At 57.4% G+C, this 21105-nt stretch carries 25 protein-coding genes; 16 read left to right on the forward strand and 9 right to left on the reverse strand.

The features are described 5' to 3' along the window. Positions 1 to 338 precede the first annotated feature (338 nt). Together smc and DSM117340_RS12170 are read right to left on the reverse strand one after the other, a co-directional pair. Positions 339 to 3794: a chromosome segregation protein SMC gene (gene smc, locus DSM117340_RS12165; RefSeq protein ID WP_089891944.1), complete on the reverse strand. Its 3456-nt coding sequence runs from the start codon at positions 3792 to 3794 to the stop codon at positions 339 to 341. 119 nt (positions 3795 to 3913) lie between these two features. Then, positions 3914 to 4888: a glutathione S-transferase family protein gene (locus DSM117340_RS12170; RefSeq protein ID WP_089891947.1), complete on the reverse strand. Its 975-nt coding sequence runs from the start codon at positions 4886 to 4888 to the stop codon at positions 3914 to 3916. Positions 4889 to 5086: 198 nt separating this feature from the next. Between DSM117340_RS12170 and DSM117340_RS12175 the strand changes: the two genes are divergently transcribed. Beyond that, positions 5087 to 5452, forward strand: a complete 366-nt coding sequence (locus DSM117340_RS12175; protein WP_089891950.1) for a hypothetical protein — start codon at positions 5087 to 5089, stop codon at positions 5450 to 5452. Here DSM117340_RS12175 and DSM117340_RS12180 read toward each other — a convergent pair whose 3' ends face one another. After that, entirely contained in the window at positions 5453 to 6622 is a 1170-nt protein-coding gene (locus DSM117340_RS12180; RefSeq protein WP_089891954.1) for a MalY/PatB family protein, read from the reverse strand. Between the two features lie 134 nt (positions 6623 to 6756). Between DSM117340_RS12180 and def (DSM117340_RS12185) the strand changes: the two genes are divergently transcribed. The 6 genes from def (DSM117340_RS12185) to DSM117340_RS12210 are packed head-to-tail and all read left to right on the forward strand — an operon-like array spanning position 6757 to position 9645. Next, positions 6757 to 7275 (forward strand): peptide deformylase, encoded by a 519-nt coding sequence (gene def / locus DSM117340_RS12185; protein ID WP_354689674.1) that lies wholly within the window; start codon positions 6757 to 6759, stop codon positions 7273 to 7275. Continuing rightward, positions 7272 to 7766 (forward strand): peptide deformylase, encoded by a 495-nt coding sequence (def, locus tag DSM117340_RS12190; RefSeq protein ID WP_271437263.1) that lies wholly within the window; start codon positions 7272 to 7274, stop codon positions 7764 to 7766. Before def (DSM117340_RS12185) ends, def (DSM117340_RS12190) begins: the two co-directional genes overlap by 4 nt. Continuing rightward, a complete protein-coding gene (def, locus tag DSM117340_RS12195; RefSeq protein ID WP_089891964.1) occupies positions 7763 to 8257 on the forward strand; it encodes a peptide deformylase in 495 nt (164 codons plus the stop codon). Before def (DSM117340_RS12190) ends, def (DSM117340_RS12195) begins: the two co-directional genes overlap by 4 nt. Beyond that, positions 8254 to 9162, forward strand: a complete 909-nt coding sequence (gene fmt / locus DSM117340_RS12200; protein ID WP_089891967.1) for a methionyl-tRNA formyltransferase — start codon at positions 8254 to 8256, stop codon at positions 9160 to 9162. Before def (DSM117340_RS12195) ends, fmt begins: the two co-directional genes overlap by 4 nt. Before the next feature lie 12 nt (positions 9163 to 9174). After that, a complete protein-coding gene (locus DSM117340_RS12205; RefSeq protein ID WP_089891969.1) occupies positions 9175 to 9411 on the forward strand; it encodes a hypothetical protein in 237 nt (78 codons plus the stop codon). Continuing rightward, positions 9412 to 9645, forward strand: coding sequence for a GlsB/YeaQ/YmgE family stress response membrane protein (locus DSM117340_RS12210; RefSeq protein WP_089891972.1), 234 nt, complete (start codon positions 9412 to 9414; stop codon positions 9643 to 9645). Here the strand turns inward: DSM117340_RS12210 and DSM117340_RS12215 are convergent. The 6 genes from DSM117340_RS12215 to DSM117340_RS12240 all read right to left on the reverse strand — a co-directional run bounded on the left by DSM117340_RS12215 (position 9642) and on the right by DSM117340_RS12240 (position 13397). Continuing rightward, on the reverse strand, positions 9642 to 10265 hold the full coding sequence (locus DSM117340_RS12215; protein WP_089891973.1) for a trimeric intracellular cation channel family protein: 624 nt from the start codon (positions 10263 to 10265) through the stop codon (positions 9642 to 9644). The genes DSM117340_RS12210 and DSM117340_RS12215 overlap by 4 nt on opposite strands. Next, entirely contained in the window at positions 10262 to 10729 is a 468-nt protein-coding gene (rnhA, locus tag DSM117340_RS12220) for a ribonuclease HI (protein WP_089891976.1), read from the reverse strand. Before rnhA ends, DSM117340_RS12215 begins: the two co-directional genes overlap by 4 nt. Further along, complete coding sequence (locus tag DSM117340_RS12225; protein ID WP_089891979.1) at positions 10722 to 11315, reverse strand: class I SAM-dependent methyltransferase; 594 nt, start codon at positions 11313 to 11315, stop codon at positions 10722 to 10724. Before DSM117340_RS12225 ends, rnhA begins: the two co-directional genes overlap by 8 nt. Further along, on the reverse strand, positions 11312 to 11764 hold the full coding sequence (locus DSM117340_RS12230) for a DUF3429 domain-containing protein (protein WP_089891981.1): 453 nt from the start codon (positions 11762 to 11764) through the stop codon (positions 11312 to 11314). Before DSM117340_RS12230 ends, DSM117340_RS12225 begins: the two co-directional genes overlap by 4 nt. Further along, positions 11761 to 12711, reverse strand: coding sequence for a 4-hydroxy-3-methylbut-2-enyl diphosphate reductase (gene ispH, locus DSM117340_RS12235; protein ID WP_089891984.1), 951 nt, complete (start codon positions 12709 to 12711; stop codon positions 11761 to 11763). Before ispH ends, DSM117340_RS12230 begins: the two co-directional genes overlap by 4 nt. Before the next feature lie 113 nt (positions 12712 to 12824). Beyond that, positions 12825 to 13397, reverse strand: a complete 573-nt coding sequence (locus DSM117340_RS12240; RefSeq protein WP_089893600.1) for an NYN domain-containing protein — start codon at positions 13395 to 13397, stop codon at positions 12825 to 12827. Positions 13398 to 13533: 136 nt separating this feature from the next. Between DSM117340_RS12240 and folK the strand changes: the two genes are divergently transcribed. The 9 genes from folK to DSM117340_RS12285 all read left to right on the forward strand — a co-directional run bounded on the left by folK (position 13534) and on the right by DSM117340_RS12285 (position 21081). Then, complete coding sequence (gene folK / locus DSM117340_RS12245; protein WP_089891988.1) at positions 13534 to 14103, forward strand: 2-amino-4-hydroxy-6-hydroxymethyldihydropteridine diphosphokinase; 570 nt, start codon at positions 13534 to 13536, stop codon at positions 14101 to 14103. A 76-nt stretch (positions 14104 to 14179) separates the two neighbouring features. After that, on the forward strand, positions 14180 to 14533 hold the full coding sequence (rpoZ, locus tag DSM117340_RS12250) for a DNA-directed RNA polymerase subunit omega (RefSeq protein ID WP_089891991.1): 354 nt from the start codon (positions 14180 to 14182) through the stop codon (positions 14531 to 14533). A 27-nt stretch (positions 14534 to 14560) separates the two neighbouring features. After that, entirely contained in the window at positions 14561 to 16705 is a 2145-nt protein-coding gene (locus DSM117340_RS12255; protein WP_273496423.1) for a bifunctional (p)ppGpp synthetase/guanosine-3',5'-bis(diphosphate) 3'-pyrophosphohydrolase, read from the forward strand. Positions 16706 to 16729: 24 nt separating this feature from the next. After that, a complete protein-coding gene (locus DSM117340_RS12260; RefSeq protein WP_089891994.1) occupies positions 16730 to 17380 on the forward strand; it encodes a DUF2062 domain-containing protein in 651 nt (216 codons plus the stop codon). A gap of 67 nt (positions 17381 to 17447) precedes the next feature. Beyond that, complete coding sequence (locus DSM117340_RS12265; RefSeq protein ID WP_273496411.1) at positions 17448 to 18197, forward strand: pyridoxine 5'-phosphate synthase; 750 nt, start codon at positions 17448 to 17450, stop codon at positions 18195 to 18197. Next, the gene (gene acpS, locus DSM117340_RS12270) at positions 18194 to 18610 is read left to right on the forward strand and encodes a holo-ACP synthase (RefSeq protein WP_273496412.1); all 417 of its coding nucleotides are present in this window, start codon (positions 18194 to 18196) and stop codon (positions 18608 to 18610) included. The genes DSM117340_RS12265 and acpS overlap by 4 nt, the downstream gene beginning before the upstream one ends. Positions 18611 to 18689: 79 nt before the next feature. Next, positions 18690 to 19529, forward strand: a complete 840-nt coding sequence (lepB, locus tag DSM117340_RS12275) for a signal peptidase I (protein ID WP_089892004.1) — start codon at positions 18690 to 18692, stop codon at positions 19527 to 19529. Next, positions 19526 to 20212, forward strand: coding sequence for a ribonuclease III (gene rnc, locus DSM117340_RS12280; RefSeq protein WP_089892006.1), 687 nt, complete (start codon positions 19526 to 19528; stop codon positions 20210 to 20212). The genes lepB and rnc overlap by 4 nt, the downstream gene beginning before the upstream one ends. Further along, positions 20209 to 21081 carry a DMT family transporter gene (locus DSM117340_RS12285; protein ID WP_089892009.1) on the forward strand — a complete coding sequence of 291 codons (873 nt, stop codon included), beginning with the start codon at positions 20209 to 20211 and terminating at the stop codon, positions 21079 to 21081. Before rnc ends, DSM117340_RS12285 begins: the two co-directional genes overlap by 4 nt. Positions 21082 to 21105: the final 24 nt, after the last annotated feature.

Genomic DNA, 21105 nt, shown 5'->3' on the forward strand with positions numbered 1-21105 from the left:
CTGGGCGCTGGTGAGATAATATCAGGGTTTTCCCACGGATCGTTCATGGCAGAGAAACAACGAAACAGAAGTTTCCAAAGGGGCTGCACATTGGCAGTCGCGTTGCTGTTTGCCCTTGCTATCAAGTCCAGAAAAGGCCGCACGGCGCGTCGGCTGCTCTCCTAGGTCAGACCGCTGTCAAGCCGGCCCCTTGCACACCGCACGCCGCATTACCTAATTTTGTGTAAACAAAAGCCCGTTTCAGACGGTGCACGGGTTGTGCACGGATTGTGCACGCATATCACCCCCCTAGAATCAGCCCTTCTCAGCGCCATTAACCCAGCGGGACGCAGCCTTAACTAAGCCACCATCGCCTCGGCCTTCTTCAGGTCGACAGAGACAAGCTGGCTCACGCCTCGCTCCTGCATCGTGACGCCATACAAGCGGTCCATCCGGCTCATCGTCACAGCATGGTGCGTGATGATCAGAAAGCGTGTGTCGGTCTGGCGGCACATCTCGTCAAGCAAGTCACAAAAGCGCGTGACGTTCGCATCATCCAAAGGCGCGTCGACTTCGTCGAGCACACAGATCGGCGCAGGGTTCGCAAGGAAAACCGCAAAGATCAGCGCCATCGCCGTGAGTGTCTGTTCCCCACCAGACAAAAGCGAAAGCGTCGCAAGCTTCTTGCCAGGCGGCTGACACATAATCTCAAGCCCTGCATCTAGCGGGTCGTCGCTCTCCACCAAAACAAGATTGGCATCCCCGCCACCAAAGAGGTGTTTGAACAACATCGAGAAGTTGTCGTTCACCTGCTCAAAGGCGGTCAGCAGCCGCTCGCGCCCCTCGCGGTTCAGGCTGGCAATGCCTGTACGCAAAGCACGGATCGCCTCTTCCAGATCGGTCTTTTCAAGCAAAAGCCCGTCATGCTCCTGAGAGACTTCCTTCGCATCTTCCTCGGCCCGCAGGTTAACTGCGCCAAGCGCATCCCGCTGCCGCTTCAGACGGTTCACATCCTGTTCGATCATCTCAGAAGCAGGCATCTTCTCAGGGTCTGCCCCAAGGCTCTCCAAAAGCGCCTCTGGCGTTGTGTCCTGCTCTTCCTCGATCCGTTCCGCCGCGTATGCTACGGTCTCGCCTGCCGCATCTGTGCGTGCCTCCGAGCGCGCCCGCGCCTCGCGTGCCTCGCTTGCCGCGCGCTCCGCCTCGCGCTCGGCCAGTGTCGCATCACGCTCAGCGCCTTCGGCTGTCGAGAGCGCGTCAGAGGCCTTGGCCTTGCGCGCCTCCGCCTGTGAGATCGAATGGCCAAGCTCTTCACGTTTTGCCGCAATTTCTTCAGGCGCCGCCGTGGCATCTTTCAGCTCAGCCTCGCTCGCAGTCTTGCGCTCGGCCAGTTCGGCAATCCGCTTTTCTGCTGTCTCCAAACGGTGGCGCCAGCCTGAAAGCTCCTTCGTGACTTCCTGCCCCCGCCGCGTGCGTGCCTCGCCCTCGCGGCGCAATTCGTCGTGCCCCGAGCGCTTCGCCATCATGGTCATGCGCGCGGCCTCAACGGTCATCTTCACGTCTTCGACTTCGGCCCGCGCCGTCTCAAGGTTGCCAAGGCCCGCAAGGCCGCGCTCAGCCTCCTGCAAAGAGCGCCGCGCTGCCATTGCTTCGTCCTCATGGCGTTTCACAGCAAGGCCAAGAGAGTCCAGCCGCGACTCTGCCAAGGTGCGGTCCGCTTCCGCGCGGCTCAAAGCCCGCGCGGCTTCTGCCACGGCTGTATCGGCTGCACGCCGTGCCTCGCGGGCGGCCTTGTCGGCCTCACCATCACGCTTGAGCTGCTCTGTAAGAACCTGATGCGCCAGCCGCGCGCCCTGCGCTTTTGAAGTGGCAGCTTCCATCTGCTGCTTGAGCGCTTCGAGACGGTTCATCTGCTCCAGACGCAAGGCTGCCGCGCTCGGCGCATCCTCGGCCCAGGCGCGAAACCCGTCCCAGCGCCACAAATCGCCATCAAGGCTCACAAGCCGCTGCCCGGGCTTCAGCTCGGCCTGCAACGCGGCAGCCGCCTCGGCCTCCACAAGCCCGATCTGGGCCATCCGCCGTGTCAGAACCGCAGGCACATTCACATGCGCCGAAAGCGGCTCAACACCCGCAGGCAACGCTTGCGCATCTCGATAAGCTGGCAGGCTCGCCCAGCCCGACGGCCCGTCTTCGCCCACTTCAGGGGCGCGCAAATCATCTGCCAGCGCCGCGCCCAGCGCCTTCTCATAGCCTGGCGTCACTTGCAGCTGATCAATGATCTGCCCGCCCTCGGCGGTGTCGCGCTCCACAAGCCGCGCCAAGGCGCTGGCTTCAGCCGAGAGCGCATTCACTTCTCCGTCTGCTTCGCTCAGCTCTGCCCGCGCATCCGCCTCGCGGGATTGCGTGGCCGCCCGCGCCGCCTCTGCAGCGGTGAGCGCCTCCTCCGCATCCTGCGAGCGCTTGGTGGCCGCGCTCTCAGCCTGCTGCGCCGCTTCAAAATCTACCGCCGCTTTTTCCAAAAGCGCCCGAGCTTCGCCCGCAGCGCGCTTGGCTTTTTCAGCCTCTTCGCTGGAGCGGGCTTCTGTCTTGCGACTGTCTTCTAGCAAGCGCTGTGCAGACTGATGCCTTGCAGCCAAGCGAGCCACATCTTCAGTCAGCTCAGACAGTGCATTCTCACGCGCCTGCAAGACCTGTGCTGCCTCTTGAGACGCTTCCGCGGCTTGCGCCAGCTTGGCCTCATGGCCCGCGCCCGCCTTTTTCAGTTCTTCGGTTTCCCACTCCAGCCGCGCAATGGTTTCGCCTGCGTCACGGTTGAGCGCTTCCTCACGCTCCATATCAGCCGCCAGCTGCCTGATCCGCGCTTCCAGCGTTTCAATCGTTGCAATCGCGCGCTTTTCTTGGTCTTCCAAAGTGTCGCGCTGTACCGAGAGGCGCTGGAGCACTGCCGCAGCGATGGCTTCTTCCTCGCGCAGAGCGGGCAACGCATCTTCGCGCTGTTGGCGCAGCTTCGTCGCCTCCCGCGCGGCCGCTTCGGCCTGCGCTGCAGCTACAGTACGCTCCTTTAGAATATTCTGTTCCTCAAGATGCGCGACTTGCGCTTCCTTCCACCGCCGATAAAGCAGCAACCCCTCCGCACGCCGCAGCTCATCCCCGATCTCACGGTAGCGCGCCGCTTGACGGGCTTGGCGGGCCAGCTGCGCCAGCTGCGCGGCCAACTGTTCAAGGACATCGTCAACCCGCGTCAAGTTTGTTTCTGCGCCCTTAAGCTTTAGCTCGGCCTCGTGGCGGCGCTGATAGAGGCCCGAAATCCCTGCTGCCTCTTCGAGAATACGGCGGCGGCTCTTGGGCTTGGCGTTGATCAGCTCGCTGATCTGCCCCTGCCGCACAAGCGCAGGGGAATGCGCCCCTGTAGAGGCATCCGCAAACAGCATCTGAACATCGCGCGCGCGGGTGTCCTTGCCGTTGGCTTTATAAGCACTGCCGACGTCGCGTGTGATACGGCGGACGACCTCGAGGTTGTCCATGTCATTAAAGCCAGCAGGCGCGAGGCGGTCTTGGTTGTCGATATGAAGCGAGACTTCGGCAAAGTTGCGCGCGGGCCGCGAGGATGCGCCTGCAAAGATCACGTCTTCCATCCCGCCGCCACGCATAGCGGTGGGGCGGTTTTCGCCCATCACCCAGCGCAGGGCTTCAAGCAGGTTGGATTTACCACAGCCATTTGGCCCGACGACGCCTGTCAGACCGTCCTGAATAATCAGGTCGGTCGGATCGACGAAGCTTTTGAACCCCGTAAGTCTGAGCTTATGAAATCGCACTGCCCGTATTACACCTGTGATTCTGAATAGACCCAGTCTGGCGGCCGCAGCACAAGCTTGTCAACGTTTCGACCCTTTATATGGGGCCTCAGAGGCAGTTATCCACAAGATAACGCGTTTTAACCCCGCCCATGTGGCTCCATAAAGTCCAGAACAGGGTTTGTTGGAAGGATACGATTGGGGTTAATCGTGTCATGGCTATAGTGATAATGACGCACGATGTGCTCAAGGTTCACGGTCTGAGCGACGCCCTCAATCTGATAGAGCTCGCGCGTGTAGGCCCAGAGATTGGGATAATCAATCAGCCGCGCACGGTTGCACTTGAAGTGTAAATGATAGACTGGATCAAACCGCACAAGCGTCGTGAACAGACGCCAATCCGCTTCGGTGATCTGCCCGCCCATCAAGTACCGCCCCTCTGTGAGCCGCGCCTCGAGCCAGTCCATCGTATCAAACAGAGGATCAACCGCCGCATCATAAGCCGCCTGTGTGGTCGCAAACCCTGCCTTGTAGACGCCGTTGTTCAGGGTGTCATAGATCCGCGCATTCACCTCTTCAATCTCACTGCGCAGCGGCTCAGGCCAGTAGTCGTCCCTATTCCCTGTCAGCTCGTCAAACGCAGAGTTCAGCATACGGATGATCTCTGAGCTTTCGTTGCTCACGATCGTCTCGCGCTCTTTGTCCCACAATATCGGCACGGTCACCCGCCCTGATATCTGCGGATCAGCCTTCAGATAAATGTCCCGCGCAAAAGGCAGCCCATAGAGCGTATCACCCGTGGCCCCATGCGCATCTGTTTCAAAAGTCCAGCCCTCCGAGAGCATATCAGGATGCACTGCGGATATGCTGATATGCGCCTCCAGCCCCTTCAGTGCCCGAAAAATCAACGTGCGGTGCGCCCACGGGCAGGCATAGGACACATAGAGATGATACCGCCCGCTCACCGCAGGAAAGCCACCCTCACCAGTCGGTCCCGCCGCGCCATCAGCCGTGATCCAGTTGCGAAACTTGGCCGTGGTCCGCTCAAACGCACCGCCCGTTGACGTCGTATCATACCAAACATCATGCCATGTGCCGTCTACCAACTGTCCCATCAGGGCCTCCTCGTTTCTGTCTTGCCCCTTCCTAACTGCACTGATCCTGACGATAAACACTCGCTCCCGCGCAGCGCCCCTGCGCTGATGCACAGAGAGAGCGTTACACAGGTGCAACATTTAGCGCTTAGAACGAATTCATTACTTGTTTCTCAACCAAACCGTGCAAATCTATTAGGCACAGGAAAGGCGCACACAATGACTGATTATCTATCCCCCGAGATCGAGGCTGCTCTCAAGGCTGCCCGCAAAGCCGCTATGAAAAAGTCCTCGCGTCTGCGCGTGCAGATGGGCGAGACACAATATCCAATCCTCAAGTTGTGGGACAAAGGCTTTGCGCTTGATGTCTCAGGCGCGCCTAAGCTGCGAGGGCTGGTGGATATTTACGATGGCACCAAACATTTGATGAACGGATTGATCATCGCCACCGAGGCTGAAGGCGATATGATGCACTATGAGTTCAAGCGCGCCACTCAAGCGCAAGACAAAGCCCCGCTGGATTACGAGCGTGACGAAAACGCGCCCGTGGCCCTTATCGGCAAGGCGGCACCCTCACTCCATTGATCACTGCAGATCAGCAAAAGCTTTCTGAAGCCGCTCCACGGCCTGCTCAACATAGGCGCGTGGTGTGGCCAAGTTAAAGCGCATGAAACTCTCCCCACCTGTGCCAAAAGTTGGCCCGTGGTTGGCTGCGATCTTGGCATCTTCCTCGACACGGCGGGTAAACTCTTCACGGCTCATGCCTGTGTCTTCAAAATCAACCCACGCCAGATAGGTCGCCTCAAGCGGCATCGACTTCAAGCCCGGAATACTGTTGATCCCCGCATCAAATATCTCACGATTCCCGTTGATATAGGCCACAAGCGCATCAACCCACTCCGCACCCTCTGGGCTATAGGCAGCCTCGGCCATCTCAAGCCCAAAAGAGTTTGCCGAAATGCCCAGCGCCATCATCTTCGCGCCAAACTCAGCGCGCAACGTCTCGTTCGGGATAATCACATTCCCCGAATGCCCACCTGCGATATTAAAGGTCTTGGTTGTCGCCGTCATCATAACAAGGCGGTCCTCAATCCCCTCGATATTGGCCATTGCGATATGCTTGGCCTCAGGCATCACAAGATCATGGTGGATTTCATCAGACACCAAAATCAGATCATGCGTCTTGGCAAACTCAGCCACCTGCTTCAACTCAGCCTCACTCCAGACACGTCCGCCAGGGTTATGAGGTGAGCACAGAATAACCATCTTCTCTGAGCCATCCAGCAGCGCATCATAGTTATCAAAGTCCATTTCGTAGCGCCCGTTCTCAAGCACCAAGGGGCATTCAACAACGCGCCGACCATTGGCCTTAATCACCTTGGCAAAAGCATGGTAGACGGGCGTGAAGAGCACGACCCCGTCACCCTTTTCGGTCCATGTGTCCACACAAAGCGCCGTACCATTGACGAGCCCGTGGGTCGTAAAGATCGCAGCGGGATCAACCTCCCAGCCATGACGGGTTTTCATCCACCAGCAGATCGCCGCACGGTATTCTGTATCGCCGCCATAATAGCCGTAAATCCCGTGATCCAGCATCCCCTGCAGCGCGTTCTGCACACAAGCGGGTGGACGAAAATCCATATCTGCAACCCACATGGCGATCCCGTCTTCCGCAGGCACATTATAGAGCTTGTCCATCATGTCCCATTTCGCAGAATGGGTGCCCTTGCGGTCGATAATCTCGTCAAAATTCATGGGGTGCTCTCCAGTGTTGGGCCCGTGGTCGGCCCATGTTTGGCCTGCGCAAAAGCTAGCCGATTAAAAAACGAGTGCAAGGCCATGTTGCACAGCGTGTTGCAGTGCCCCGCCGCATCGCCTAAATGAGCCCTATGAAAAGGCCTATTCTGATACACCCCGACCCCCGCCTCAAAAAGGTCTGCGCTCCTGTGCCAGACCTTTCGGATGATCTGCGCAAGCTTGGCGACGATATGCTCGTGACCATGTACGACGCGCCGGGCATTGGCCTTGCCGCGCCCCAGATCGGCGTTCTCTCGCGCGTTATCGTGCTGGATTGCGTCAAGGAAGAAGGCGAGACGCCCAAGCCGATGGTCATGTTTAATCCAGAAATTGTGGCTGCGTCAGACGAAACAAACACCTATGATGAGGGCTGCCTCTCAATCCCTGCTCAATACGGCGAAGTGACTCGCCCCAAGACCGTTGATGTGCGTTGGATCGACCGCGACGGACGCGAGCAGAGCAATACTTTCGATGGCCTCTGGGCGACCTGTGTCCAGCACGAGATTGACCACCTCAATGGCAAGCTCTTCATTGATTATCTCGGTGCAATGCGCCGCCAGATGATCACCCGCAAAATGCAAAAGCTCAAACGTGAGATGATGCGCACATGAGCGTTTTGCCTATCGTTCAGTGGCCTGATCCGCGCCTCTCTACGGTCTGCGCCCCTGTCGATGCGCCCACTTCCGAAACGCTGCTGAATGATATGTTTGACACGATGTATGCCGCCAAGGGCCGTGGCCTCGCTGGCCCACAAGTCGGCGTCCTTGCGCGTCTCTTTGTCATGGACGCAGGGTGGAAAGAGGGCACGCCCACACCGCTCGTTATGATCAACCCCGAGATCGAGCCTTGCGGCGAACCCACTTCACTAGAAGAAATGTGCCTCTCTGTGCCTGATGTGGGCGTGCCCGTTCTACGCCCCTCAAGCGTCTTTGTCCGCTGGCGCGATCAGCATGGTGCGCCACAGGCAGCGCAGTTTGACGGCGCAGAGGCCCGCATTATCCAGCACGAGTTTGATCATCTCGATGGCAAGCTTCACTTTGACCGCGTATCGCCTAATCTGCGCACTGACCTTGAAACGCCTTACCTGAAAGCGCACACATGACAGCCAGACTCTGTATCCCTTGGCCCGACAAACGCCTGCGCACCAAGGCCTCACCCGTTGAAGCCATAACCGATGAAATCCGCGCCATCTGGTCCGATATGGTCGACACGATGGAAGCTATGCCTGGTGTCGGTCTTGCCGCACCCCAAATCGGCGTGATGCTGCGGCTTGCAGTCGTAGATGCGAGCGAAGAACGCGGCAAAGCTGTGCTCATGGCCAATCCCGAGATCATCGACGCCAGCGGCGTCTTTCGTGAGCATGACGAGGCCAGCCCGAATCTCCCCGGTGTGTCAGCTGTTATCAAACGCCCCCGCGGGGTCAGCGTACGCTTCCTTAACTCCGAAGGCATCATCGAGCGCCGCGACTACGTCGGCCTCTGGGCCACATCCGTCCAACACCAAATCGACCACCTCAACGGCCAAATGTATTTTGACCGTCTCTCAAAAGTGAAGCGCGACATGCTTCTGCGCCGCGCAAGGAAGCTCTCATGAGACTTGTTTTTATGGGTTCTCCTGACTTTAGCGTTCCTGTTCTGGAAGCACTGGTCAGGGCGGGTCACGAGATTGCCGCAGTCTATTGTCAGCCCCCTCGCCCTGCTGGACGAGGCAAAAAAGAGCGCCCTACAGCCGTCCATGCACGCGCTCTAGAACTTGGACTAGATGTTCGCCATCCTGTTTCACTCAAGTCCGAAGAGGCGCAAAAGGACTTCGCCTGCCTCAAACCTGAAGTGGCCGTGGTGGTCGCCTACGGGCTGATTTTGCCGCAAGCTATTTTGGATACGCCAACGTATGGTTGCCTCAATATCCATGCCTCCCTCTTGCCGCGTTGGCGCGGCGCGGCACCCATCCACCGAGCGATTATGGCTGGGGACACCGACACAGGCGTTTGCATTATGCAGATGGAAGCTGGCCTTGACACAGGTCCTGTGCTTTTGCGCACAGCGACCCAGATTGGCGCGGAAGAAACCACACTTCAGCTCCATGATCGCCTGTCTGCCCTTGGCTCTGAGGCAATCGTCACAGCTCTGGACACATTACCAACCCTCACACCCGTCGCCCAGCCCGATACGGGCATTACCTATGCCGAAAAAATCCGCAAAGACGAAGCGCGCATCGATTGGACCCAATCCTCTGACGAAATCGACCGTCAAATTCGCGGCCTGTCTCCCTTCCCGGGAGCGTGGTGCGAACTCAACGGAGCGCGCCTCAAAATTCTTGCCTCCCGCATGTCTCAGGGTAGCGGAGAAGCAGGTGAAGTCATCCATACGCCAGCGCATGTTGCTTGTGGCTCTGGCGCGGTAGAACTGCTGCGCTTGCAAAAAGCGGGCAGTCAGGCGCAAGATATCTCTGAGTTTACACGCGGCACGCCGCTCCCCAAGGGGGCGCGCCTCAGCTAAGGAGCAAGCCCTATGTTTCCCTCCATGATCGGAACAGTCGTGATCGCTGGTATTGTCGGCTATCTGAGCGAGCGCTCGGGCTTCACCCGCAACGGTATCCTTCAATCGATCATCATCTGTGTTGGCGGTGCCTTTGTTTTTTACTTCATAAGCCTGATGTTCAATATAGGCTTCAACAGTCACGGAATAAACGCGATCGCCGCATCCATCGGCGCATTGGTCATTATTCCAACGCATTGGAGGAAGTAGATGGCACTCTATCTGATCATCATCGGCGCGGCTGCAGGTTTTCTCGCAACACGCATGATGCGCCTCGAAACCGACATCGTCACGACCATGGCGATCGGAATAGCAGGTGCGCTGATCGGCGGCTTTCTTCTGCGCTTTTTGTTAAGCGTCATGGGGATGCTCGGCGGCCTCATCGGCGCGGTCATGGGCGCATTACTCGTCATATGGGTATGGCAAAAATACTTTAAGCGTTAGAGCTTAGGGGGCCGTGCGCGGTAAACTGGCAGGCGCCAGCCAAAGGCGATAGATCCCGCTCGCAAAACAAATGTGCTCAGGACGCAAGAGCCAAGCACGACCAGTGGCGCACCCGAAACATTGGCAGATAAAAGCGCAACAATGGCTCCACCAAAGGCCGCCGAAACGTAAAGTTCTCCCTGCCGCAACACCATCGGAACCTCGTTGGCCACGACGTCGCGCATCAACCCACCGAATGTCCCTGTCATCACACCCATAAGGAGCACTACAGGTGCGCCGTGGCCAAGCGACATCGCCACACCCACTCCCGCCGCAACCGCAACACCAAGCGCCAAAGCATCAAGCCAGAGCAAAAGCCGTGCGCGGCTTTCAAACAAATGTGCCGTAAAGAAAATCAGACCGGCTGCGACACAAGCGATCGCAATGTGCTCAGGCTGAGCAATCCAAAACACAGGGTTTCTGTCGAGCAAAAGGTCACGCAAAGTGCCACCGCCAACCGCCGTAAGCGAAGCCAGAAATGCAAACCCAATAATATCAAGCTGCGCGCGCGAGGCCGCCAGAGCCCCAGTCAGTGCAAAGATAAAGACCGATGTATAGTCAAGCAGAGCAAGCGCGCTCATGCCTCGTTCCGCGACGGTTTGAATGGCGCCATACCCGCGCGTGCAAGCTCGTCAGCGCGCTCGTTTTCAGCATGGCCTGCGTGTCCTTTAATCCACTTCCAAGTTACGCTGTGACGTTCCTGCGCCGCGTCGAGACGCTGCCAGAGATCAACATTTTTCACAGGCTTTTTGTTAGAGGTCTTCCAGCCGTTGCGCTTCCAGCCAAAGATCCAGCCTGTTACGCCGTTTTTGACATAGGCACTGTCTGTGACAACAGTCAGGCGCGATGGTTTTTCAAGCCGTTCCAATGCGTTGATCGCAGCCAAGAGCTCCATACGGTTGTTCGTTGTATCCGCTTCACCGCCCTTAAGCTCACGTTCCTTGAGCACAGCTTCCCCCTCGACCGCGCGCAAAAGCACCCCCCAGCCTCCTGGACCCGGGTTGCCCGAACAGGCGCCGTCCGTATAGGCAAAAAGCTCAGCCATGGGCGCGCACCAGAATGAATTTATCGATGGATCCAGACAAGCCAGTCCCCTCTCCTTTAAAGATATCATAGGGCTCAAAGCCCGCGTCGGTCAAAAGCTCTAGAAGCTCAGGCTCGCTCACATAGGTATAGGCCCGCCCCAACGCATCTCGCGCCTCAGCATCACCGAGCTTCATGCCAATGTGAAACACTCCACTAGGCTTCAAAGCGCGCTTGATCTGGCCCAAATGTTGCGGCAGCTTCTTGCGCGGCGCATGCAAAAGTGAGAAGCTCGCCCATACGCCATCGTATGTTTCAACTGCATCCAAGTCATCAAACAGAGCCTGCGTTGCATTTAGCCCCTCAACGGCCTGCGCCAGAGCAACCATCGCAGCAGACCCATCAACGGCATCCACAGTGCACCCGCGCTTGAGCATTTCAGCCGCGTAGTGCCCAGGACCGCAGCCCAAATCCAGTACATGCGCGCCCTTTGGCAAGTCTTCAACAAAGCCGATTAGGCTTTTGTGTTCGGCCTTGCTCACAACAATTTTTGCGTAGTCCGCAGCCTTCGCATCATAAATCGCCAGTGTCTTCGCATCCGCACTCATATCAACAGCCCCAAAAGCAGGCAGGCCAACACAACTGAGGTAAGCAGAACGCGCAGCGACATCCACCAGACAGGCGCGGCGCCAGTGCGAACAAACCAGAAATCCAAAGCAAGAAGAGCCGCAAAGCCCGCCATCAAAGCCAGAAGTGATGCCTCACCACCGACACAGAAAAAAGCCCACAGTGCTGGCAACACAGACAATAGGTAGCCTCGAGTTGCGACCGCTCCCGTGAGTTGCATAGAAAAGCCCCAAAGAATGCCCGACATGAAGCACAAAATCACCGTGCCGTAAGAGATCAATGCCGCAAGGCCGATGAGCCGCTCACCCAAAAACGCCTCTGTACCAAAGCTGCCAAAATGCGCCGTGAGCGCGCCCCAAAGAAAGGGCAGCAGCCCAGCAAGACCCAAAACAAGCGGCGCACGCGGAATACGCCGCGGAGCCGCGCTCATGCTGGCGTCCTCAAAACACGCGGCACTTTGAATTCAACGTTTTCTTTGGCCGTTTCGAGCACTTCAATATCAAGTTCATAGCGCGCGCCCAATGCGTCAATCACTTCCTGCACCAAAAGCTCAGGAGCCGAGGCGCCCGCTGTGATTCCAATGGAGTTAATCCCCTCAAGCGCACGCCAGTCTATATTGGCCGCCCGCTGTACGAGCTGCGAATAGCCACAACCCGCATTGGAGCCAACTTCAACAAGCCGCTGTGAATTAGACGAATTTGGCGCGCCAACAACAAGCATAGCATCAACGCGCCCCGCCATGGCCTTCACTGCCTCCTGACGGTTGGTTGTTGCGTAGCAGATGTCCTCTTTGTGCGGGCCAACGATCTTGGGAAAGCGTGCTTGAAGGGCCGCAACAATGCCCGCTGTGTCATCAACAGACAAAGTGGTTTGCGTCACAAACGCAAGCTTGGCCACGTCACGCACAGCTACGCCGCCCACGTCCGCCTCGGTTTCCACAAGCAAAACTTCGCCCTCAGGCAGTTGTCCCATCGTCCCGACAGTTTCAGGATGACCCTCGTGACCAATCATGATGATCTGCAAGCCTGCATCGTGATGGCGCTCTGCCTCGATATGTACCTTGCTCACAAGCGGGCAAGTCGCATCGACAAAAACCATCTCGCGCCGCGCAGCTTCAGCTGGCACAGCCTTCGGCACGCCATGCGCCGAAAAGATAACAGGGCGATCATCAGGGCAATCTTCAAGTTCCTCGACAAAAACAGCGCCTTTGGCGCGCAAATCATCGACAACATATTTGTTGTGCACAATCTCGTGGCGCACATAGACGGGCGCCCCCCATTTCTCGATTGCCATCTCGACAATCTTGATGGCGCGGTCGACCCCCGCACAAAAGCCGCGCGGGGCGGCAAGAATAACTTTGAGAGGTGGTTTTTTCATTGGCGCGCTCCTCGTTCCCCTGAGCTAAGCGATGCGCCTGCGCAGGTCCAGACCTACGGACAAAAAAAGGGCGCGGCGTCCAAAGACAATCGCGCCCCGCTTTGGCCTAAAACCTAGTCGAGATCATCAAGATCGCCGTCGTCCCCTAGAACGTCCTCGCGCGACGGGCGCCCAATGACATCTTTGAGATCGTTCAGCTCGATGAAATTGTCCGCCTGACGGCGCAACTCATCCGCAATCATAGGCGGCTGGCTGCGGATCGTGGACACAACAGAGACCCGCACACCTTGACGCTGCAAGCTTTCCACAAGCGGGCGGAAGTCACCATCGCCAGAGAAAATCACAATATGGTCCACATGCGGCGCGAGCTCCATAGCATCGACAGCAAGCTCGATATCCATATTGCCCTTAACTTTGCGGCGGCCTTGGCTGTCGGTGAACTCCTTGGCTGGCTTAGTGACCATATTAAAGCCGTTATAGTTCAGCCAGTCGACCAGCGGGCGGATCGGCGAATACTCGTCATTTTCCAACAAAGCCGTATAATAAAACGCGCGCAAAAGCTTGCCACGGCGCATAAATTCGCTGCGCAATAATTTATAGTCGATATCAAACCCGAGAGATTTCGCGGCGGCGTATAAGTTTGACCCATCAATGAACAGCGCCAAGCGCTCATCCTTGTAAAACATAAAAAGTCCTTCCAAAAACCACTGGCTTGCAAAAAACTGGACTGTTAAGCGGTCAAGCAAGCAGGGCTACTACACAGATAGCACTCTTAAAAAAAACCCTTTGAAGGGCAACACAAATCAGCGCGAGGATAGGCCTGTGTCTAGCAAAGCACAAACATACTTAATCGCTCTCGGCGGCAATATGCCGTCCGCACTCGGAGGCCCCGAGATCACCCTGCGCGCCGCCCTCAAACGCCTGCCAGAGACGGGCCTCAAAGTGGAGGCCGTAAGCCGCTTTTTTCAGACCCCCTGCTTCCCCGCTGGCGCAGGGCCCGACTACGTCAATGCAGCGGCATGCTTGTCCTCTGACAAATCGCCCAAAGAGGTATTGCACCGCTTGCACGACATTGAAGCGGAGTTTGGCCGCGAGCGCCTCCAGCGCTGGGGCATGCGATGCCTTGATCTTGATCTTCTTTCGGCAGGACAGCGTGTTCTTCCTGATATGAAGACCTATACCCAATGGCAAACCCTCCCCCCAGACGCCCAGCGCAGCGATGCCCCAAGCGAGCTTATCCTGCCTCATCCGCGCCTCGCCGAGCGCGCTTTTGTGCTTGTCCCGCTTGCTGAGATTGCCCCTGATTGGGCCCACCCAACCTCAGGACTCACCGTCAAAGAGATGCTTGCTTCACTGCCTGCCAGCGAAAAAGACTTGGTTTTGCCCTTGTGAGGGGGCTTTTTGGCCTTGTGTTTCAGGCACAAGGCTCCTAAATACGGGCCTTCACAAGACTGATCTGGAGTGACCCATGGCCCGTGTGACCGTTGAAGATTGCGTAGACAAAGTTCCAAACCGCTTTGAGCTTGTCATGCTTGCGTCGCATCGCGCACGCGAAATCTCTGCTGGTGCGTCGCTCACAGTAGACCGTGACAACGACAAAAACCCTGTTGTTGCCCTGCGTGAAATCGCGGACGAAACTCAGACAGCTGGCGATCTGCGCGAGCGTCTGATCGAGAGCAACCAGACACAGATCGAAGTTGATGAGCCTGAAGATGATGCTATGGCGCTTCTTATGGGTGCTGAGGCTGACAAGCCGTCTGATGACGACATGACAGAAGAGCAGCTCCTTCGCCAATTGATGGAAGCACAAGGTCAGGGCTAACCTGCCAACAAGGTGATGTAGCGGATGATTCCTCCAGTCGATGAGCTTTTAAGCCTCGTCCGCGCATACAACCCCAAAACAAACGAGCGCCTCATCGCAGAGGCCTACGATTTTGCAAAAGCTGCGCATGAGGGCCAGAAGCGTCACTCTGGCGAATCATATTTCACGCACCCTTTTGCTGTCGCACAGATACTGGCGGGTCAGCGGCTGGACGACAGCACGCTCATCACTGCGCTTTTGCATGACACAATCGAGGACACTGGCGCATCCTACGAGATCGTCACAGATAAATTCGGTCGTGAAGTCGCTGATCTTGTCGATGGTGTCACCAAGCTGACCAATCTACAGCTCTCCTCCACCGAGACAAAACAGGCCGAGAACTTCCGCAAGCTGTTCATCGCCATGTCGCGCGATCTGCGCGTGATTTTTGTCAAATTGGCTGACCGTTTGCACAACATGCGCACGATCAAAGCCATGCGCCCTGAAAAACAAGCGCAAAAAGCGCGTGAGACCATGGACATTTACGCTCCGCTTGCGGGCCGTATGGGTATGCAGTGGATGCGCGAAGAGCTTGAAGACCTTGCGTTCAAAGTTCTCAATCCAGAGGGCCGCGCCTCGATCATGCGCCGTTTCATTACGCTGCAAAACGAAACCGACGATGTGATTGATCGAATCACAAACGACATGAACCTTGAGCTCGACAAAGCGGGCATCCAAGCCCAGATTATCGGGCGCGCTAAAAAGCCCTACTCGATCTGGCGTAAGATGCAGGAAAAAGAGCTGGCGTTCTCTCGCCTGTCCGACATCTACGGCTTCCGTATCATCGCTCAAAATGAAGCAGATTGTTACCGCATCCTTGGTGTGATTCACCAACGTTGGCGCGCCATCCCGGGACGCTTCAAGGACTATATCAGCCAACCCAAATCAAACGGCTATCGCTCGATCCATACGACCGTTTCTGGCCGTGACGGCAAGCGAGTTGAAGTTCAGATCCGCACCTATCAAATGCACGATGTTGCCGAAAGTGGTGTAGCAGCGCATTGGTCCTACCGCGACGGTGTGCGCACCGAAAACCCCTTCGCCGTGGACCCAGTCAAATGGGTGTCTGGCCTGACCGAGCAGTTTGACGCCGAGGAAGATCACGACGCCTTCCTTGAAATCGTCAAACTCGAAATGTACGCAGATCAGGTCTTCTGCTTCTCGCCAAAGGGCGATGTGATTAAGCTCCCCAGAGGTGCGACTCCGCTTGATTTTGCCTATGCAATTCACACGCGCATCGGCGATGCCTGTGTCGGCGCCAAGATTGATCACATGCGCGTTCCCCTTTGGACCCGTATTCGCAACGGCCAGTCTGTCGAGATCATCACAGCCGAGGGCCAGACCCCGCAGCCGACATGGCTCGACATGGCTGTAACAGGCAAAGCCAAAAGCGCCATCCGCCGCGCCTTGCGCGAGATGGACCGTGAACGCTTTATCAAACTGGGCCGCGAGATCGCCCGCGCCGCCTTTGAAAACGTCGGTAAAAAAGCCACCGACAAAGTGCTCAACAGTGCCGCCAAAAAGCTACGCCTTGAGGATGGAGATGAAGTGCTCGCCCGTCTGGGCAGCGCCGAAATAGAGGCCCGCAGCGTTGTACAGGCGGTCTACCCCGACCTGATCGAAGACCGCACCGAAGCTGTGCCCCCGGAGCGCGCCGTCATCGGCCTTTCCTCGGGTCAACATTTCCAACGGGGCACCTGCTGTCAGCCGCTTCCGGGCGAGCGCATTGTCGGTATCACCTATCGTGGCAAAGGCGTTGTGGCACATCGGATTGATTGTGACAGGCTCAGCGATTTTGAGGACCAGCCAGAGCGCTGGCTCGATCTCCACTGGCAGTCAGGCAACCACCCCGCAATCTATCCTGTGACCTTGGAATTGACGATCGGCAATGATGCCGGGGTTTTAGGACGGGTCTGCACCTTGATCGGTGAGGCCAAGGCCAATATCTCCAACCTAGTGTTTCTGGATCGCAAACCAGACTTTTACAAATTGCGGCTTGATGTTGATTTAAGCGACGCGGAGCATTTGCATACGCTGAGCTCGGTGCTGGAGGCGGAAAATGATGTCGCCTTGCTCGAACGGGTTGTTGACCCCGACGCCAGCAACGTTGAAAACGGGGCTGAGGCGCAGTAACAAAAAACGGTAAGGACAGAAGTTTTGGTCTTTAAACGGCGAGACAAACGGGCGTGGTGGAAGGTCATCGCAGAATCCCTCTACCCTAAGGGTGGATGGGCGCGCGCGTTTCACTATATCCGCCACCGTTTGCACCGGCTCCCCGACCCGCCTCACAAGATTGCACGCGGCGTCTGGGCTGGTGTTTTCACAACATTTACGCCGTTCTACGGAATGCACTTTATTGTCGCAGCGCTCGTTTCACGCGTAATGCAGGGCAATCTGATCGCAGCACTTCTCGCGACATTTTTTGGCAACCCGCTCACCTATATTCCCATCGGCGTCGCCTCTCTGAAGACAGGTCACTGGCTCTTGGGGACAGAGTTTGAGGTCGCCGAACAAAAGCTTGGAGGCAAATTCGCCGAGGCGGGCGGCGATCTGTGGCACAACTTCATGTCGATGTTCACAGAAGAAACAGCAGACTGGCACGGCCTCTCTGTGTTTTATGACGAGGTCTTTTTCCCTTACCTTATCGGCGGGATCATTCCAGGCATAATCACCGCGTCGATCTGCTATTACATCGCAGTGCCACTGATCCGAGCCTATCAAAACCGCCGCAAAGGGCGGATCAAGGAAAAGCTCGCTGCCCTGCGCAAAAAGAAGCTCGAAAAGCAAAGCGCCAAAGCACCAGAATAAAACTCTTGGGCTTCCTGCGTGAATTTGATCAAATCTAGATGAGTATATCGAATCGATAGGAGCCATCATGGCACAGAGCAACAAACTACGACTGGGCGTAAACATCGACCACGTGGCCACAGTGCGCAACGCCCGCGGCAGCGCCTATCCCGATCCCGTGCGCGCGGCCAAGCTCGCCGAAGCGGCAGGTGCCGATGGCATCACTGCGCACCTGCGAGAAGACAGGCGCCACATCCGCGACGCAGATATTGACGGGCTGATGGCCGCGCTCACAACACCACTCAACTTCGAGATGGCCGCAACCATTGAGATGCAATCCATCGCGCTGGCCCACAAGCCACACGCCGTCTGTATCGTCCCCGAAAAGCGCGAGGAGCGCACCACAGAAGGTGGCCTTGATGTGGCTGGTGATGAGGCGCGCCTTGCGCATTTTATCGCGCCCCTCTCTGCCGCTGGATGTCGCGTTTCAATGTTTGTTGGGCATGAAGCTGCTCAGATTGAGGCTTCTGCTCGCATTGGTGCGGCCGTCGTCGAACTGCACACAGGCGCGTATTGCGACTACCACTACGAAGGTAATTTTGCCAAACGCGACGCCGAGCTCGCAGCATTGATCGAAGGCGCGACTTTGGCGCATTCGCTCGGACTTGAAGTGCACGCAGGCCACGGCCTCACCTTCGAGACAGTTAAGCCCATCGCCGCGATCCCTGAAGTGATGGAGCTCAATATCGGGCACTTCCTGATGGCCGAATCGCTCTTTATCGGCATGGAAGCCGCCATTCTTCAGATGCGCGCACTAATGGACGAGGTGCGCGGGTGATCTTAGGCATCGGGACCGATCTTGCCAATATCGAGCGCATAGCCGCCACGCTCGAACGGTTTGGCGACAGGTTCCGCAATCGTGTCTTTACCGAAACAGAACAAGCCAAAGCCGAGCGTCGCGCCGATACGGCAGGAACCTATGCCAAACGTTGGGCCGCCAAAGAAGCCTGTTCCAAAGCGCTAGGCACAGGCCTGCGCATGGGTATCGCTTGGAAAGACATGCAGGTGAGCAATTTGCACACTGGCCAGCCCGTCATGGAAGTCACGGGCTGGGCCAAGGAACGGCTTGATGCTCTCACACCCGCAGGGCACGAGGCCTTGATCCATGTGACCCTGACGGATGATCACCCGTGGGCGCAAGCATTTGTTGTGATAGAGGCCCGCCCGATTGCAGCCGAAGCACAGGTATAAAGCGCCCTCAGAGCGGCCTCTGGGTTGACACCCACGCCCTTGCGGCTCATGTAGTTCTCAGCTTTTAGGGATTTATTTGATGACCACAGAAGAGAAAAAAAGCGGCGGCGGATTTGTCGAAACGATCAAGACAATCGTCTACGCCCTGCTCATCGCAGGGGTGTTTCGCACCCTCTTCTTCCAGCCCTTCTGGATTCCATCAGGCTCAATGAAAGACACGTTGCTGATTGGCGACTTCCTCTTCGTAAACAAAATGGCCTACGGCTACTCCTACGCCTCTTGCCCATCGGTGCGCCTGCCCGCCATTGGCATCAACGTGGATGCAGAGGACGTCTGCGGCTGGTCGCGCGGTGAAAACGGCCGTCTCTTTGGCGGTGAGCCCGAGCGCGGCGATGTTGTGGTCTTCCGCCATCCAGTCAACGGCTCAGATTTCATCAAGCGCCTCATCGGCCTGCCCGGCGATACGGTACAGCTCACAAATGGCGTTCTCAGCATCAACGGAACCCCGGTAAAACTTCAGGATGATGGCGTGTTCAGCGAGACATTCGAGCTGCAAGGCCCCCAGAGAATGCGCCCGCGCTGCGAAAATGGCTCAGTCGGTATGGGTGCCGAGTGCACCAAATCACGCCAAATCGAAACGCTGCCAAACGGACGCTCTCACGCGATCCTCAACATCGGCGATCAACGCGCCGACACCACCCCAGTTTTCACTGTCCCCGCGGGCCACTATTTCTTCATGGGCGACAATCGCGACAACTCAACCGACAGCCGCTTTGATCAGCGTGTTGGCGGAGTCGGTTTTGTTCCCTATGAAAATCTGATCGGCCGCGCCGACCGTGTCATGTTCTCCTCTGGCGGAAGCTCAATGCTCTACTTCTGGACATGGCGCGCTGACCGCTTTTTCAAGAGAATAGATTGAAACTTTCATCCGATCTTCAGGCCTTTGAAGGCGTATTAGGGCATCACTTTGCGCGCCCAGAGCTGCTCAATCGTGCCCTCACGCATAGCTCGATGTCTTCGCCCACACGCCCCGACAACCAGCGCCTTGAGTTCCTCGGGGATCGCGTGCTTGGGCTTGTCATTTCAGAGGCCCTGCTCAAAGACGACATGTCCGCCAGCGAAGGCCAGCTTGCGCCGCGCTATAACGCCCTCGTGCGCAAAGAAACCTGCGCCGACATTGCCCGTGATATAGACATAGGCGCCGTCCTCAAGCTGGGCCGCTCCGAGATGATGTCTGGTGGGCGGCGCAAAACCGCGCTTCTCGGCGACGCCATGGAAGCCGTGATCGCAGCGGTCTATCTCGACGGCGGGTTTGACGCCGCCAAGGCCCTGATCCTTAAGCTCTGGGCAAAACGCATCAAATCTGTCGAGAGCGATGCGCGCGACCCGAAGACCGCACTGCAAGAATGGGCACAGGCCCGCAAACAAAACCCGCCCAAATACGTTGAAACCGCGCGCCAAGGCCCAGACCATGCGCCCGAGTTCACAATCGAAGTGCGCCTTGCCAGCGGTGAAACCGCCGCCTCTACAGCGAGCTCCAAGCGCGCAGCCGAGCAAGCGGCCGCCGCCCTTCTGCTGGCACAAATCGAAAGCGCTTCATGAGCGCCAACAAAACGGGCGCAGGCTTTATGATCCTCGCCATGGGCGCGTTTGCGCTTGAGGACAGTTTCTTCAAAGCCGCCACTCAACTCACATCTGTTAGCTCAGCCCTGATTGCTTTTGGCCTCATGGGCCTTGTCATCTTTGCCAGCCTGTCGCTGCGCGCAGGCGAAGCCGTCTGGCATCCCGCTTGCCTAAAGCGCACAATGCTCATCCGCTCCGCCTTTGAGCTGATGGGGCGGCTTTTCTTTGGCCTCGCCCTCGCCCATGCGCCACTCTCAAGCACATCAGCAATTCTACAAGCCGCTCCAATTGTGGTTACGCTCGGTGCAATTTTCATCTTTGCTGAGGCCGTCGGCTGGCGGCGCTGGATAGCGATGGCCTTGGGCTTTCTTGGTGTGCTCGTCGTGATCCGCCCGGGCTTTGAGAGCTTTCAAATCACATCGCTCTATGCCCTTCTCGCCACGATCGGTTTTGCGGGCCGCGATCTGGCCACACGGGCCAGCCCACCCGCAATGTCTACAGCACAGCTGGGCAGCCTCGGCTTTGCGGTTCTGACAGTCGCGGGCCTATTGCTCTCAGCGCTTGAGGGAACAGTCCCCAGCCTTCCAACGGGCCAAAGCCTACTCCTCACAGCTGGTGCAGCGATTGTCGGCGTACTGGCCTATGCCTCGCTCACACGCGCCATGCGAGCGGGCGATGTTGGCTTTGTTGCGCCCTACCGCTACACGCGGCTCGTCTTCGCACTGCTCATCGCCTTCACTGTTTTTGGCGAGCGCCCCGATCCGCTTACACTGCTTGGTGCCACAATTATCGTGCTCGCAGGCCTTTATAGCTTCTCCCGCGCACGCAGTGCTGGCAGCGGGCAATGAAACCCGTTAAAGAGCGCCCAACCC

Source organism: Lentibacter algarum (assembly GCF_040580765.1).
GTDB lineage: Bacteria > Pseudomonadota > Alphaproteobacteria > Rhodobacterales > Rhodobacteraceae > Lentibacter > Lentibacter algarum.

Bases quoted from the DNA above. Each gene is read 5' to 3' on its own strand.
- DSM117340_RS12170 (WP_089891947.1), bottom strand. From the start codon at position 4,888: ATGGGACAGTTGGTAGACGGCACATGGCATGATGTTTGGTATGATACG.
- DSM117340_RS12175 (WP_089891950.1), top strand. From the start codon at position 5,087: ATGACTGATTATCTATCCCCCGAGATCGAGGCTGCTCTCAAGGCTGCC.
- DSM117340_RS12180 (WP_089891954.1), bottom strand. From the start codon at position 6,622: ATGAATTTTGACGAGATTATCGACCGCAAGGGCACCCATTCTGCGAAA.
- def (WP_354689674.1), top strand. From the start codon at position 6,757: ATGAAAAGGCCTATTCTGATACACCCCGACCCCCGCCTCAAAAAGGTC.
- def (WP_271437263.1), top strand. From the start codon at position 7,272: ATGAGCGTTTTGCCTATCGTTCAGTGGCCTGATCCGCGCCTCTCTACG.
- def (WP_089891964.1), top strand. From the start codon at position 7,763: ATGACAGCCAGACTCTGTATCCCTTGGCCCGACAAACGCCTGCGCACC.
- fmt (WP_089891967.1), top strand. From the start codon at position 8,254: ATGAGACTTGTTTTTATGGGTTCTCCTGACTTTAGCGTTCCTGTTCTG.
- DSM117340_RS12205 (WP_089891969.1), top strand. From the start codon at position 9,175: ATGTTTCCCTCCATGATCGGAACAGTCGTGATCGCTGGTATTGTCGGC.
- DSM117340_RS12210 (WP_089891972.1), top strand. From the start codon at position 9,412: ATGGCACTCTATCTGATCATCATCGGCGCGGCTGCAGGTTTTCTCGCA.
- DSM117340_RS12215 (WP_089891973.1), bottom strand. From the start codon at position 10,265: ATGAGCGCGCTTGCTCTGCTTGACTATACATCGGTCTTTATCTTTGCA.
- rnhA (WP_089891976.1), bottom strand. From the start codon at position 10,729: ATGGCTGAGCTTTTTGCCTATACGGACGGCGCCTGTTCGGGCAACCCG.
- DSM117340_RS12225 (WP_089891979.1), bottom strand. From the start codon at position 11,315: ATGAGTGCGGATGCGAAGACACTGGCGATTTATGATGCGAAGGCTGCG.
- DSM117340_RS12230 (WP_089891981.1), bottom strand. From the start codon at position 11,764: ATGAGCGCGGCTCCGCGGCGTATTCCGCGTGCGCCGCTTGTTTTGGGT.
- ispH (WP_089891984.1), bottom strand. From the start codon at position 12,711: ATGAAAAAACCACCTCTCAAAGTTATTCTTGCCGCCCCGCGCGGCTTT.
- DSM117340_RS12240 (WP_089893600.1), bottom strand. From the start codon at position 13,397: ATGTTTTACAAGGATGAGCGCTTGGCGCTGTTCATTGATGGGTCAAAC.
- rpoZ (WP_089891991.1), top strand. From the start codon at position 14,180: ATGGCCCGTGTGACCGTTGAAGATTGCGTAGACAAAGTTCCAAACCGC.
- DSM117340_RS12265 (WP_273496411.1), top strand. From the start codon at position 17,448: ATGGCACAGAGCAACAAACTACGACTGGGCGTAAACATCGACCACGTG.
- lepB (WP_089892004.1), top strand. From the start codon at position 18,690: ATGACCACAGAAGAGAAAAAAAGCGGCGGCGGATTTGTCGAAACGATC.
- DSM117340_RS12285 (WP_089892009.1), top strand. From the start codon at position 20,209: ATGAGCGCCAACAAAACGGGCGCAGGCTTTATGATCCTCGCCATGGGC.